This window comes from Pseudomonas sp. HLS-6 (genome assembly GCF_002753995.1).
Lineage (GTDB): Bacteria > Pseudomonadota > Gammaproteobacteria > Pseudomonadales > Pseudomonadaceae > Aquipseudomonas > Aquipseudomonas defluvii.
The window spans coordinates 2,537,726-2,550,861 of sequence record NZ_CP024478.1 but is presented as its reverse complement, the minus strand read 5'-3'; the positions used below and the strand labels follow the sequence as shown (position 1 = coordinate 2,550,861).

Here is a 13,136-nt window from a genome sequence, read left to right as displayed (position 1 = left end):
CAAATGAACGCTCTGTTTTCCGAAGTCCAAGTAGGTCGCTACACGCTCTCCAACCGCATGGTCATGGCCCCCATGACACGCTCGCGCGCTGACGATGCGGGTGTGCCGAAGGATCTGGTCGCCACCTACTATGCACAACGGGCAAGTGCCGGGCTGATCATTTCTGAAGGCGTGTTTCCCGTTGGACTCGGCAAGGGCTATGTCCGTACGCCTGGTATTGAAACCGCCGAACAGGTCGCCGCCTGGAAGAAAGTCGCTGAAGCCGTACACGCTCGCGGTGGCCGCATCTTCATGCAACTGATGCATTGCGGTCGTGTTTCACACCCGTCGTTGCTGGCTGACGGAGCTCAACCGCAGGCGCCTTCTGCCATTAAGGCGGCGGGTCAGACCTACACTGCCACGGGGTTGCAAGACTTCGTCACACCGCACGCACTGACCGTTAGCGAGATTGCCGCTGTTGTCGAAGGCTACCGCCAAGCCGCGCGCCGCGCGATTGAAGCCGGGTTCGACGGCGTAGAACTGCACGCCGCCTCGGGTTATCTGCCTGAACAGTTTCTGTCGACCGGCAGCAACCAGCGCGATGACCACTATGGCGGTTCGGTTGAGAATCGAGTCCGTTTCGTATTGGAAGTGATTGGCGCCCTGATAAGTGAAGTGGGCAGCGACCGTGTGGGTATCAAGATTTCCCCCGCGATGAACTTTAACGACATCGTCGATGCCGATCCGCAGGAAACCTACACCTATCTGGTCAAGCAGCTTGGTGGTCTGAACCTGGCCTACCTGCACGTGGCACTGTTCGGCGCCACGTTCGACTACCACGTGGCATTGCGCCCTCTGTTCGGCGGCAGCTACCTGATTGGCAGCGGCCTCAACAAAGACAGCGCCGAATCGTTGATCGCTACCGGCAAAGCGGATGCCGCTGTATTCGGCGGCGCATTCCTCGCCAACCCCGACCTGCCTGATCGCTTCCGTGCAGGCGCCGAGTTGAATCTGCCAAACAAGGACACCTTCTACGCACCGGGCGCTGAAGGCTACATCGACTACCCAACCCTGTCCCAAGGGGCCTGAGGAGCACTGTCATGCAACCCATCGCCCGCTTGCAGCGTATGAATCACGGCAGCCAGTTCAGAGCATTCAGCCTCCGTGGCGACCTGTATGCGAAACCGATCGATCCGTTCCTGGGGGTAGATCATGCCTGGATGAGTGGGCCGACATTCCCCGCCCATCCTCATGCGGGCTTCTCGGCAGTGTCTTACCTGTTTCTGGACTCGGAAACCGGTATCGACAACCGCGACGCCTTGGGCAATCGCAACCTGATTCAACCGGGTGACCTGCACTGGACGGCGGCGGGTAACGGTGTGGTGCATGAAGAGGTTCCAGCCGAACCAGGCAAGACGGTTCACATGCTGCAAATTTTCATCAACCTGCCGGAGGACAAACAGGCAGGCGCGCCTTTTGTCTTCAGCCTGGAAGCGCAGGACGCGCCTGTTGTCCGCCTGGCAGGCGCTAACGTTCGAGTGCCCCTCGGAAGCTTTGCGGACGCAGTGTCACCCCTGTCACTCCCTACGGACGTCCGGCTGCTGGATATCGCCCTTGAGCACGGATGCGAGGTGCAGATTCCCGTTCCAGAAGGGCACGTCGCATTCGTGATGCCGATTGACGGGGAGATTCATGTCGATGGTCATGCCTTTGACCTGACTGACCCGAAAGCCCCGGTAAACCTGCCGCATGGGCCGGATCGACTGGTTACGTTGCACGCAAAAAACGGACACGCGAAAGCCGTGGTGTTTTCGGGTACTCCGTTGAATCAACCGGTGTATTGGCAAGGCCCTCTTGCCCTTGCTTCGCCAGAGGCGCTGGCCAAGGCGGTAGACGACTACCGGCGCGGTGCCTTTGGAACACTGCACGCTCGTTGACCCCACCACTGGGTGTTGTACCCACCTGTAACGATTAGGAGAATCACCATGAAGTACGAAAAGTTCAGCGCTGACAATGCCGCCTTCCTGCTGATTGATCATCAGGTCGGCACTATGGGCTGGGCCAAGTCCATGCCCTTTGACGAGCTGAAACGCAACGCCCTGATGCTTGCCAAGGCCGCACGCATTTTGAAGATGCCTGTCGTGTTGACATCAAGCATGGAAGCATATGCACAAGGCCCGTTGCTGAGCGAATTGGAACAGATCCTTCCCTCGGCGTTTGCCGCCCGCGTAAAACGGCTGGGTATCGTGAACGCGATGGATGACGAAAACTTCGCTGCTGCGGTGAAAGCTACAGGTCGCAATAAGCTCATCATCGCGGGCGTAACCAATGACGTGTGCACCGTATACCCAGCACTGACGTTGGTACGGGAAGGTTATGAAGTCCAGGTAGTCGCCGATGCAGGCGCCTCGCCAACGGCAATGGCCGATGACATCGCATTGCGCCGGATGGACAAGGCCGGTGTAACACTCACCACCACCAACCAGTTGATTGCCGAACTGGCAGGTAGCTGGGCAACCCCAGAAGGTGGAGAGCTGGTTCAAGTACTCATGGAATCCTTCGGCAGCTAGAGGGCTTTTCAGGTGTTCCATGAGCGAGTGCGTTGCCAAGCCTGCTACAGATGCGGTTATGCGAGGTTTGCCAGCCCATGGAACACAAGACCCTGCGCGACGCTTTTGCCGGCCTGACCGTATTTTTTGCGGTGGCGCGGGAACGGAGCTTCACCAAGGCAGCCGCACGCCTGGGCCTGTCCCAGACCGCCGTCAGCCACGCCGTGCGTACGCTGGAGACGTGCAGTTGCTGTCACGCAATACGCGTACCGTGACCCCAACCGAAGCCGGTGAGCAGTTGTTGCAGACCGTGGCGCCGCAAATGGAGCAGATAGACGCCGAACTCGAAGCGCTGAATGATCTGCGCGACAGCCCGACCGGCACCCTGCGCATCACCGCCTCGGACCACGCGGTTCATACCGTGCTGATGGGCAAGCTGAAGCGCTTCCTGCCCAAGTATCCCGGTATCAAGGTGGAGGTATTCACCGACAACGGGCTGGTGGATATCGTCGCCGAGCGCTTCGATGCCGGTGTGCGGCTCGGTGAGTCCCTGGACCAGGACATGATCGCCGTGCGCATCGGCCCCGACGCACGGTTCGCTGCGGTGGCAACCAGAAGCTATCTTTCCCGACACCCCGCACCTGAACAGCCTGAGGATCTGATGCACCATAACTGCATCAATATCCGCCTGCCCACCCATGGCAACCTGTGGCCCTGGGAGTTCGAGAAGGACGACCGCCGGTTGAACATCCGGGTCGACGGCCAGTTGATCTTCAACACGACCTTCGACTGCCTGGACGCCGCCATTGCCGGGCTGGGCGTATCTGCCGGAAGAACTGGCCGAGCCCTACCTGCGCTACGGGCATCTGGTACGACTGCTGGATGACTGGTGCCCGATGTGGCCCGGCTTGCACCTGTACTATCCCAGCCGACGGCAACCCACCGGCGCCATGTCACTATTGATCGCAGCACTGCGTCTGGAGTGAAGCGCCCCACCCTGTCGGCTTGATTAATCAATTTCTTGCATAGGTACATGCGCTTTATGCGGGTTACCTGCTAGTCGAGCAGCACCTAAAGTAGGCAGCTTCGTCCCCTTGGGGACTTGTCGCATACGGAGGAGAGCCCTCATTTCAGGATGGGGCCTGGCGTACGTACCCGAAGACCTGGCCCGCCCACACCTGGCGTCGGGCCGGGCAGTGCCGGTGCTCGAAGAATTGTGGCGCAGCTTTCCCGGCTATCACCTCTACTACGCCGCCCAGCGGGAGACCTCACGGGCCATGCAGGTCGTGATCGACGCCTTGCGCCTGGTGGACTGATTGCCTTCAGGCGCACTACGGCATAGCCCGTTTTATCAAGCTCATCGCTAGGTCTTAGCAATACCCTGCGGGCATCGCCGGGCCGACCTTGTGCTAGCGTCTTTGGATGACGTGCGCCTAGCGTATTGCTCCCACGAGAAAACCGAGACACCAACCGACTGATTGCAGGTGAGCCATGGAGCTTCGAATCAACCAACAGACCTACCAGGTCGATGCCGACGCGGACACACCACTGCTGTGGGTCATCCGGGACGACCTGGGGCTGACCGGGACCAAATACGGCTGCGGCCTGGCACAGTGCGGCGCGTGCTCGGTGATGGTCGACGGCAACGTGCTGCGCGCCTGCGTCACCCCCATTGCGGGCGTCGTCGGGCGCGATATCACCACCATAGAAGCCATCGAAGCCGATGCGGTGGGCAAACGGGTGGTCGCCGCCTGGGTAAAGCATCAGGTCGCCCAGTGCGGCTATTGCCAGTCCGGACAAGTCATGGCAGCCACCGCCCTGCTCAAGCACACGCCCCATCCGACCGACGCAGAGATCGCGGCGGCAATGACCAACCTGTGTCGTTGCGGGACCTACAACGCCATCCAGGCCGCCGTGCATGAGGTAGCGGCCGATCAGGAGAACAGCTGATGAACGACAGCATATTCAGCAGCCCCGACGGACAGCCATACCCGCTCGGAGAACCGGTGAATATTTCACGGCGCCGGTTTCTCCTTGCGTCCGCAGGAACCGCCGCTGGCGCGTTGGTGCTCGGCTTCGGCCTGCCAATCAGCCTTACCCGGGCCCAAGCCGCCGCAAGTGGCGGTCAGGCAGCGGGCACACAGGTGCCGGCTTTCCTGGAAATCCGCCCGGACAGCACTGTTCGCCTGCTCAGCCCCTTCATGGAGGGCGGGCAAGGTACTTTTACCGCCATGGCACAGATCGTCGGCGAGGAGCTGGATGCCGACCCTGCGACCTTCCTGGTCGACAGCGCCCCGCCCGGCGAGCAATACGTGGTCATGGACAACGGTATGCGCATCACTGGCGGTAGCATGTCGGTGCGTACCAGCTACCCAACCATGCGCCGCCTCGGTGCCCTGGCCCGGGCCATGCTCCTGCAGGCAGGCGCTGAACGCCTGGAGGTGCCGGTCGGCGAACTGACCACCGAACCCGGTCGCGTGGTCCATGCCGCCTCGGGCCGTGTCCTGAGCTATGGCGAACTGGCCGAACGCGCCATGGACCTGCCGGTGCCTGATCCTGCCCATGTGCAACTGCGTGATCCGAGCCAATTCCGCTGGATCGGCAAGCCGGTGCAGCGGGTCGATGGTTACGACAAGTCCACCGGAAAAGCCATCTACACGATTGATGTCAAACTCGACGGCATGCTGCACGCAGCCGTGCAGCATGCGCCGCGCCTGGGCATGACCGTAGGCGCCTTGCTCAACGAAGCGCAGGTCAAGGCCATGAAGGGCGTGCATTCGGTTCATCGCCTGCCCGGCGCGGTCGCCGTGGTTGCCGAGCGTTGGTGGCATGCCAAGCGCGCCGTGGAGGCCGTGCAGGTGGAGTGGCAGGAAGCTGGCAAAGACTCGCCGCTGCGCCCGATGCCCGCTGACTTCTCCAGTGACGCCTTTCGTGAGCGACTGGCCAGTGCGCCGGGCCCGGGCCGCGATGCGGAGAACGAGGGCAACTTCAGCGCGGCGTTCGCCTCGGCGCCAACCAAGGTCGAGGCCACCTACCACAACCAGTACCTGAACCACGCGCAGCTTGAGCCCCCTTCGGCCCTGGCACGCTTCAACGCCGATGGCACGCTTGAGCTGTGGTTGCCCAACCAGGCACCCGACATGTTCCGCGCCGACATTGCCAAGCGTACCGGCCTGGACCCGTCACAGATCACCCTGCACTCACCCCTGCTGGGTGGTTTCTTCGGCCGTCACTTCCTCTACGACAGCGCCAACCCCTACCCACAGGCGATCCTGCTGGCCAAGGCCGTCGGGCGCCCAGTCAAACTGATCTGGAGCCGCGAGGAGGAGTTTTTGCGCGATGCCTTGCGCCCCATGGCGGTGGTCAAGTTCCGCGCGGCACTGGACGCCGAGGGCCTGCCCGTAGCGCTTGAAGCCGTGAGCGCGACCGAAGGCCCAACCGAAGCAATCGCCGGAAAACAGGGCGAAAGACTCGACCCCTCGGCACTCGAGGGGCTGACGGGCAAGTCGTACGCCATCACCCACAAGCGCATCGCCCAGGTGTACGTCAAAGGCCCGGCAATGCTGGGCTACTGGCGCTCGGTGGGCAACTCGATGAATGACTTCTTCTACGAAGCGTTCCTCGACGAACTGGCCGACCACGGCAAAAAGGACCCCTTTGAGCTGCGCTTGCACCTGCTGCGCGGCAACGACCGCCTGACCCATCTCCTGCAGGCGGTCGCCGAACTGTCGGGTGGCTGGAAACGTGGCCCGTTCACCGCCGAAGATGGTTCGCGCCGGGCACGGGGCGTGGCCATGGCCTCGCCGTTCGGCTCGGAAGCGGCGGTAATTGCCGAGGTGTCCATCGAGCAGGGCCAGGTAAAAGTCCACGATATCTGGCAAGCGATTGATCCGGGCAGCATCGTCAACCCGGCCATCATCGAGGCTCAGGTCAATGGCGCCGTAGCGCTGGGATTGTCCCAGGCCCTCGTGGAGGAAGCGGTGTATGCCAACGGCCAGCCACGTGCACGCAACTACAACCTCTACCCTATCCTGACACCGCAGCGCATGGCGCGGGTGCATGTGCGCATCATCGAGAGCGGCGCGAAGATGGGCGGGATTGGCGAACCGCCGTTGCCGGCAGTCGCACCGGCGGTGGCCAACGCGGTGGCGCGGCTGACTGGCCAGCGCATCCGTAGCATGCCGTTGTCCAGGTACACCTTCAGCTAGACAGGCCTGAAGCCGCGAGGCCGATGAACATCGAGCCTCAGGCTCAACCTGTGAAGCCGAAGTGCTCACTGAGGAGATTCCATGGAAAGCATTGACCTGCTCGTTCTTCGCACCGCGCGGGATTGGCTCGCTGCCGGCGAGCGCTGCCTGCTGGCGACGGTGGTCCGTACCTGGGGCTCGTCGCCAAGGCCGGTAGGCTCGATGATGGTGCTGCGCCACGACGGACGCGTCGTGGGCAGCGTCTCCGGAGGGTGCATCGAGGATGACCTGATTCACCGCTACAGTAGCGCCTACGAAGGGCCCGGCTTGCCGGAAGGTGCACCGCAGCTTGTTCGCTACGGGGTGAGCACCGACGAAGCACACCGCTTCGGCCTGCCCTGTGGCGGCACGTTGGAGATCGTCCTTGAATTCGCACCGTGCCTGCAGGCACTGGAACAGCTTCTGGCACGACTTGATGAAGGCATGCTGATGCGTCGCCACCTGAACCTGGCGACCGGCGAGGTCGCACTCGAAGCAACCACCACGCCAGATCCGTTCAGCTTCGACGGCCAGCGCATCAGCAACCCACTCGGCCCGGGTTACCGCATGCTGCTGATTGGCGCCGGCGCACTGGCTGAATATGTGGCGATCATGGCCCAGTTCAATGGTTTCAAGGTCTCGGTGTGCGACCCCAGGCCCGAGTACATCAACACCTGGACGGTTACCGGCGTCGATACAGTGGTCGGCATGCCCGACGACGTCGTCCGGGCCTTCGCACCTGACGTGCGTACCTGCATCATTGCCCTGAGCCATGACCCGAAACTGGACGACCTGGCCTTGCTCGAAGCCCTGCACGGCCCGGCGTTCTACATTGGAGCCATTGGTTCCCGGCGCAACAGCCAGAACCGCCGAGCGCGACTGATCGAGCATTTCGGTGAGACCGAAGCGTCGCTCAGGCGCTTACATGGGCCGATCGGCATTTACATCGGCAGCAAGACCCCGGCGGAAATCGCGGTCAGTGTCATGGCCGAAGTCCTTGCCGCCAAGAACAATGTCGCACTGCCTGGCGAGCTGTCCGTGGACCAGGCCAAGCGTACGAGGGAGCAACACGACAGGTGTAATCAGCAGCCTCATGGCTCGCAGGGCGGCTGTGTCGCGCTGGTACTGGCAGCGGGCCGCGCCGAGCGCTTTGGCAGCGACAAGCGAAAAGCCCGACTGCGTTCGGGGCAATCACTACTGGCGGCAACCCTGGCGCGTGCGCGGGAGGTGTTCGACGACGTTCGGGTGGTGCTACGTCCAGGTGACGTCCCCGAACAGTTGGCAATCGACCTCCAGGTCGACATCGTGTGGGCGGCGCATGCCGATGACGGGATGGGGGCCAGTCTCGCGGCGGGCGTACGCGCACTTGAGCATTCAGGGGCAAAGGCCGTGGCGGTTCTGCTCGGTGACATGCCATGGATCGACGCGCAGACGCTTAAGCAACTGCGCACGTTGTCCAGCACCGACCATATCGTCCTGCCCTTCCATCAAGGACAGCGGGGGCATCCCGTGGTGTTTGGTCGGCGCTTCTGGCCAGCGCTTGCTCATCTGCAAGGCGATCAGGGCGGCAGGCAGGTCATCCTCGACAATGCTGATGCCTGTATTCCGGTAGAGGTTGAAGATTCAGGTGTCCTGCTGGATATCGACTCACCCACAGACATCCTCAGCGATCAGCACATGGAGCGGGTAGCCGCGGCCAGTGCCAAACAAATCCAGATGCGCTACAACAATACATAGAACTTCAGGGCCTGACAGGAAGCAAACGTGGATGAAACACAAACGCTGCGTCGTCAGGCTGGTTCGATTCGCATCCGCTTCGCTCGTCATCACAGCCCCCAACGCGGTCGCAGAGGATCTCGAACCCAGGTCTTACGCCAATACGCCGATCGGTATCAATTTCCTGCTGATGGGCTACAGCGATCTCCATGGCAGCGTGACGGCCAACCCCTCAGTTCCGCTCCAGGATGCCAAGCTCAACATCAAGACAGTCGTGTTTGCCTTTGCCAGGTCCCTCGACGTCTGGGGCCGCTCGGGGAAGTTCGACATCGTCGTGCCTGAGGCAAAACTGAGCGGCTCTGCCCTGTTCAACGGTGAACCCAAGGAGCGCAATGTCACGGGTTTGATCGATCCAAGATTGCGCTTCTCGGTGAACCTGTATGGCGCCCCGGCGATGTCCCTGGCTGAATTCCCCCGCTATCAACAAGATGTCATTATCGGCGCCAGCCTGGCGATCACAGCGCCTCTGGGGCAATACGACGCGAACAAACTGGTGAACCTGGGCAACAACCGCTGGTCGTTCAAACCCGAGCTTGGGATTTCCAAACGCCTGGGGCCAGTGACCCTGGAGTTATCCGGCGCGGGTACCTTTTACACCGACAATAACGAGTTCCTCGGCGACCACACGCTGTCACAGAACCCGATCTACCAAGTACAAGGGCATCTCATCTATGCCTTTAGCAATGGTGTTTGGGCGTCGCTGGATACAACCTATTTCGCGGGCGGAAGTAGCTCAGTCGATGGGGTCGGCAACCATGACTTTCAGGAAAATACACGCTACGGATGCACCCTTACGCTGCCATTGAACCGCAACCATTCGCTAAAGCTGAACGCGAGTAATGGCGGGCATACCCGTACGGGCAGCGAATACGATGCCATTGGCATCGTCTGGCAGTACCGCTTCGGCGGAGGGCTCTGACCCCCAGGACATTCGCTGCATCGCCTTCACGGGGTCGTCTGCAATCAGGGACAACTCAGTCAAAATCGAGCGTCACCTGATCTGATTCGACGGATAAAGGCCGGCAAGCCGCGCGATGACAACACCCACGTAAAAGACGCCTGAAAATTCTTCGACCATCACCAGTGAGCGGGCGTGGTCAGTCAACGGGATCACATCACCATAGCCGGTGGTCGTGAGCGTCGTGAGGCTGAAATAGATCAGCTTGAAGAACGAGCCGGGCTGCATGAAGTCGAGTTGCCCGGGGCCGAAGGAACCCGCGCTGGATACCTCGACCAGGCCATAGACGAAGGACCAGACGAAGGCCAGCATGATGTAACCTGCAAGCGCACCATGCAGCTTGTCGGCTGTAATGGGCCCGCGCTTGAGAATGTAGCGGAGCACGCCGCTAAACGAGACGGCAAGAGACGCCGCATAACATACGGCGGCAAAGACAAGAGTCGCGACACTCTCCGCCCACAACGCCGTCCATTGAAGGCCAACCCCCAGCAACGCCAGGCCCAGCTTGAGGATCAACCCCCGCCGAGTCTGCCGAGTGGCAGAGGCGCCCACCAGCAGCACGATTGAAAACAGAATGCCGAGCAACGTGCGGGCCAGTATCCCCTCCTCGAGAAAAGGAAACAGGAGGATCAATCCGAGCAACAGCAACAACAGGTAGGTGCAGGGGCCCCGCCCTATTACCATCTGGGCCAGATCCTCTTCGGATTCGGTTTTGTCTTGCAGATTTGCCATACCGGTATCCCATAGACGGAAATAACACTAGCGACCTGACATTGCAGGGTTGAAACCGGACCTGGCTTTAGAAGGGTCGGCAGTGGAATTCTAGTCGCGAATGCCGGTGAGAGCGCATCGCTGATCGGTCGCAGGACAGATGACGTTGCAACACACTCAGTAAATTTCCACGACTGCCTGCTTAAGGCTAAAGTGGCTTACTGATATGACTCTGAGGGCTATTGCGTATGTCCGATGCAAGCGAGTTCGTTAATGACAGTGAGGTGTACAGAACCTTGCTGGAGTCGACCAAGGCGATTCCTTGGAAGATTGATTGGGCCTCAATGAAATTCGCCTATATCGGCCCTCAGATCGAAGCGTTGCTGGGCTGGAGCCCTGAAAGTTGGGTGAGCGTGGAAGACTGGGCTATGCGCATGCATCCAGAAGATCGCGAATATGTGGTGAATTTCTGCGTAACACAATCCCAGGCTGGCGTGGACCATGAGGCGGACTACCGAGCGCTGACCAAGGACAACGGCTATGTGTGGATTCGCGACGTTGTGCACGTGGTGCGCAATGACAGAGGCGAGGTCGAAGCACTGATCGGCTTCATGTTTGACATCAGCGAACGCAAGAAGACCGAGGACCAACTGCTGAGCTTGCAGAAAGAGCTAGAGGTGCTTTCGTTCAAGGACGGTTTGACGAGTATCGCCAACCGCCGCCGCTTCGATAGCTGCTTCGAGTTGGAGTGGGAACGCGCGCGCCGCGAGCGCCAGCCACTGTCTCTGCTGTTGTTTGACGTCGATTTTTTCAAGCAGTACAACGATTTGTACGGCCATATTCAAGGCGACAAATGTTTGATAGCGATTGCACAGACGCTGAGTTTGGCGTTGGATGGCCCTCGCGATCTTGTGGCTCGCTACGGAGGCGAAGAGTTTGTCGTGCTGCTGCCCGAAGCCAATGCCGAGGTGGCGCGTAGAGTTGCTGAGCGCTGCCAGCGGTTGATTCAGAGGCAGTCCATCGTGCATGCGCTATCGCCGCATGGTCACCGCGTCACGGTCAGCATAGGCGCGGGCTCGGTAGTGCCAGGTGAGTGGGAAAAGCCTACAGACTTCATCAACGCCGTAGACCAGCAGCTATATGCGGCTAAAAACAATGGACGGAACCGCATTGAATATGTGCAATTGGAGGGGGTGGCGTACTGGTCTGCAGTTGACAGTGCAGAAGAGCAAACAACTACCGGTCATTCATAGAGAACCTGCAAGCGTCTGCTAAGGGTCGATAGTACTCATCCATGACCAGCAGCCCTTTACCCAAAACTGCCCTTCGCGGAGGGCAGGTAACGGCCCAGAGTGTGTAAAAACGCCCGGACATACCCTTGCTATGATTTCTGAGAACTTCATCGCAAGGGAAGCCCATGAAACGGTTTATCCAGGGTGAGCACCGAGGGCAAAGCACCTTACTTCCCGAGAGCCTCGACGACTACGTCAGCGATACCAACCCGGTACGGGTGGTTGATGTCTTCGTCGATGAACTCAACTTGGCCACGCTGGGTTTTGATGGCGTCATTCCAGCCGAAACCGGCAGACCGGCATACCACCCTGCGATCCTCCTGAAGATCTATATCTACGGCTATCTGAACCGCATCCAATCGAGCCGACGCCTTGAGCGAGAAGCTCAGCGCAATGTCGAGCTGATGTGGTTAACCGGGCGCTTGATGCCCGACTTCAAAACCATCGCCAACTTCCGAAAAGACAACAGCAAAGCTATTCGCGGCGCGTGCCGCCAGTTCGTTGTGCTGTGCCAGCAGTTGGGGCTGTTTAGCGAAAACCTGGTGGCCATCGACGGGAGCAAATTCAAGGCAGTGAACAACCGCGACCGCAATTTCACCAGCGCCAAACTAAAGCGGCGAATGGAGGAAATCGAGTCGAGCATCAACCGTTACCTGACCTCCCTTGATGCAGCTGATCGGCAATTGCCAAGCGCCGCTGAGCCAGATGCTACGCGCCTGGAAGAGAAAATCGCCAAGCTCAAAGCTCAGATGAAAGCGCTTCAGGTGATCGAATCTCAACTCAACGACTCTCCAGACAAACAGATTTCACTGACCGACCCCGATGCCCGCTCGATGATGACGCGTGGCAATGGCATTGTCGGCTACAACGTACAGACGGCGGTCGATACCCAGCACCATTTGATCGTTGCTCACGAGGTCACGAACGTTGGCTCTGACCGCGACCAACTCAGCTCGATGGCGAAGCAGGCTCGGGAAGCCATTGGTTCAGAAACGCTGTCGGTAGTGGCTGATCGGGGCTACTTCAAAAGCGAGGAAATCCTGGCCTGCCATAATGCAAAAATTACCGCTTATTTACCCAAGCCGATGACTTCAGGAGCTAAAGCGGACGGGCGTTTCAACAAAGATGCCTTCGTTTTTAACGCAGCCAAAAATGAATACGTTTGCCCAGCTGGTGAGGCATTGATTTGGCGTTTCTCTAGCGTCGAGAAAGGCCTGAACATGCACTGCTACTGGAGTTCGAACTGCCAGAGCTGCGCCCTGAAAACTCAGTGCACGCCGAGCAAGCAGCGACGAGTGCGGCGTTGGGAGCATGAAGCAGTGCTAGATGAAATGCAGATCCGGCTGAACCACGCGCCGGACATGATGCGAATCCGAAAACGCACTGTTGAGCATCCCTTCGGGACGCTCAAGCAATGGATGGGATCCACGCATTTTCTTACACGTAGGCTGGTCGGCGTCAGCGCGGAGATGAGCCTCAATGTGCTCGCCTACAACATGAAGCGAGTCATGAAAATCATCGGTACGGAAAGCTTGCTGAAGGCGCTGGCGGCATAAAAGCCCCGGCTTTTGCTGCTCTAGGTGGCGCTAAAGCGCTTCATAAGCGCCCTGGGGCGTTACCGGTGCTGATCGTGGCAAATGCCTGG

11 protein-coding genes and 2 pseudogenes are annotated in these 13,136 nt (G+C 59.9%); 12 read left to right on the top strand and 1 reads right to left on the bottom strand.

Features of this window, described 5'->3' with window-relative positions; translation table 11 throughout:
- Positions 1-3: 3 nt before the first annotated feature.
- The 10 genes and pseudogenes from CS390_RS12110 to CS390_RS12070 all read left to right on the top strand — a co-directional run bounded on the left by CS390_RS12110 (position 4) and on the right by CS390_RS12070 (position 9,449).
- On the top strand, positions 4-1,068 hold the full coding sequence (locus CS390_RS12110) for an alkene reductase (protein WP_099774638.1): 1,065 nt from the start codon (positions 4-6) through the stop codon (positions 1,066-1,068).
- An 11-nt stretch (positions 1,069-1,079) separates the two neighbouring features.
- Positions 1,080-1,916 carry a pirin family protein gene (locus CS390_RS12105; protein ID WP_099774636.1) on the top strand — a complete coding sequence of 279 codons (837 nt, stop codon included), beginning with the start codon at positions 1,080-1,082 and terminating at the stop codon, positions 1,914-1,916.
- 48 nt (positions 1,917-1,964) lie between these two features.
- The gene (locus CS390_RS12100; RefSeq protein ID WP_099774635.1) at positions 1,965-2,549 is read left to right on the top strand and encodes an isochorismatase family protein; all 585 of its coding nucleotides are present in this window, start codon (positions 1,965-1,967) and stop codon (positions 2,547-2,549) included.
- Between the two features lie 77 nt (positions 2,550-2,626).
- Positions 2,627-3,514, top strand: a pseudogene (locus CS390_RS12095) (LysR substrate-binding domain-containing protein).
- Positions 3,515-3,622: 108 nt separating this feature from the next.
- Entirely contained in the window at positions 3,623-3,844 is a 222-nt protein-coding gene (locus CS390_RS12090) for a LysR substrate-binding domain-containing protein (RefSeq protein WP_256587608.1), read from the top strand.
- Positions 3,845-4,019: 175 nt separating this feature from the next.
- Positions 4,020-4,478 carry a (2Fe-2S)-binding protein gene (locus CS390_RS12085; RefSeq protein WP_099774632.1) on the top strand — a complete coding sequence of 153 codons (459 nt, stop codon included), beginning with the start codon at positions 4,020-4,022 and terminating at the stop codon, positions 4,476-4,478.
- Positions 4,478-6,736, top strand: a complete 2,259-nt coding sequence (locus CS390_RS12080; protein WP_099774630.1) for a xanthine dehydrogenase family protein molybdopterin-binding subunit — start codon at positions 4,478-4,480, stop codon at positions 6,734-6,736. The genes CS390_RS12085 and CS390_RS12080 overlap by 1 nt, the downstream gene beginning before the upstream one ends.
- Positions 6,737-6,817: 81 nt before the next feature.
- Positions 6,818-7,819 (top strand): annotated as a pseudogene (locus CS390_RS25325) (XdhC family protein); the annotation flags it as partial.
- A complete protein-coding gene (locus CS390_RS25320) occupies positions 7,793-8,491 on the top strand; it encodes an NTP transferase domain-containing protein (RefSeq protein WP_256587628.1) in 699 nt (232 codons plus the stop codon). The pseudogene CS390_RS25325 and the gene CS390_RS25320, both read left to right, overlap by 27 nt.
- Positions 8,492-8,522: 31 nt before the next feature.
- Positions 8,523-9,449 carry a transporter gene (locus CS390_RS12070; protein ID WP_099774626.1) on the top strand — a complete coding sequence of 309 codons (927 nt, stop codon included), beginning with the start codon at positions 8,523-8,525 and terminating at the stop codon, positions 9,447-9,449.
- Positions 9,450-9,521: 72 nt separating this feature from the next.
- Here the strand turns inward: CS390_RS12070 and CS390_RS12065 are convergent, their stop codons facing one another.
- A complete protein-coding gene (locus CS390_RS12065; protein ID WP_099774624.1) occupies positions 9,522-10,220 on the bottom strand; it encodes a potassium channel family protein in 699 nt (232 codons plus the stop codon).
- Between the two features lie 227 nt (positions 10,221-10,447).
- On the opposite strand from CS390_RS12065, the gene CS390_RS12060 reads away from it, so the two are divergent.
- On the top strand, positions 10,448-11,452 hold the full coding sequence (locus CS390_RS12060) for a sensor domain-containing diguanylate cyclase (RefSeq protein WP_099774622.1): 1,005 nt from the start codon (positions 10,448-10,450) through the stop codon (positions 11,450-11,452).
- A gap of 164 nt (positions 11,453-11,616) precedes the next feature.
- Positions 11,617-13,047, top strand: coding sequence for an IS1182 family transposase (locus CS390_RS12055; RefSeq protein WP_099773594.1), 1,431 nt, complete (start codon positions 11,617-11,619; stop codon positions 13,045-13,047).
- The last annotated feature ends 89 nt before the right edge of the window (positions 13,048-13,136 follow it).

Coding starts and splice junctions, on each gene's coding strand:
- CS390_RS12110 (WP_099774638.1), top strand. CDS start 4: ATGAACGCTCTGTTTTCCGAAGTCCAAGTAGGTCGCTACACGCTCTCC.
- CS390_RS12105 (WP_099774636.1), top strand. CDS start 1,080: ATGCAACCCATCGCCCGCTTGCAGCGTATGAATCACGGCAGCCAGTTC.
- CS390_RS12100 (WP_099774635.1), top strand. CDS start 1,965: ATGAAGTACGAAAAGTTCAGCGCTGACAATGCCGCCTTCCTGCTGATT.
- CS390_RS12085 (WP_099774632.1), top strand. CDS start 4,020: ATGGAGCTTCGAATCAACCAACAGACCTACCAGGTCGATGCCGACGCG.
- CS390_RS12080 (WP_099774630.1), top strand. CDS start 4,478: ATGAACGACAGCATATTCAGCAGCCCCGACGGACAGCCATACCCGCTC.
- CS390_RS12070 (WP_099774626.1), top strand. CDS start 8,523: ATGAAACACAAACGCTGCGTCGTCAGGCTGGTTCGATTCGCATCCGCT.
- CS390_RS12065 (WP_099774624.1), bottom strand. CDS start 10,220: ATGGCAAATCTGCAAGACAAAACCGAATCCGAAGAGGATCTGGCCCAG.
- CS390_RS12060 (WP_099774622.1), top strand. CDS start 10,448: ATGTCCGATGCAAGCGAGTTCGTTAATGACAGTGAGGTGTACAGAACC.
- CS390_RS12055 (WP_099773594.1), top strand. CDS start 11,617: ATGAAACGGTTTATCCAGGGTGAGCACCGAGGGCAAAGCACCTTACTT.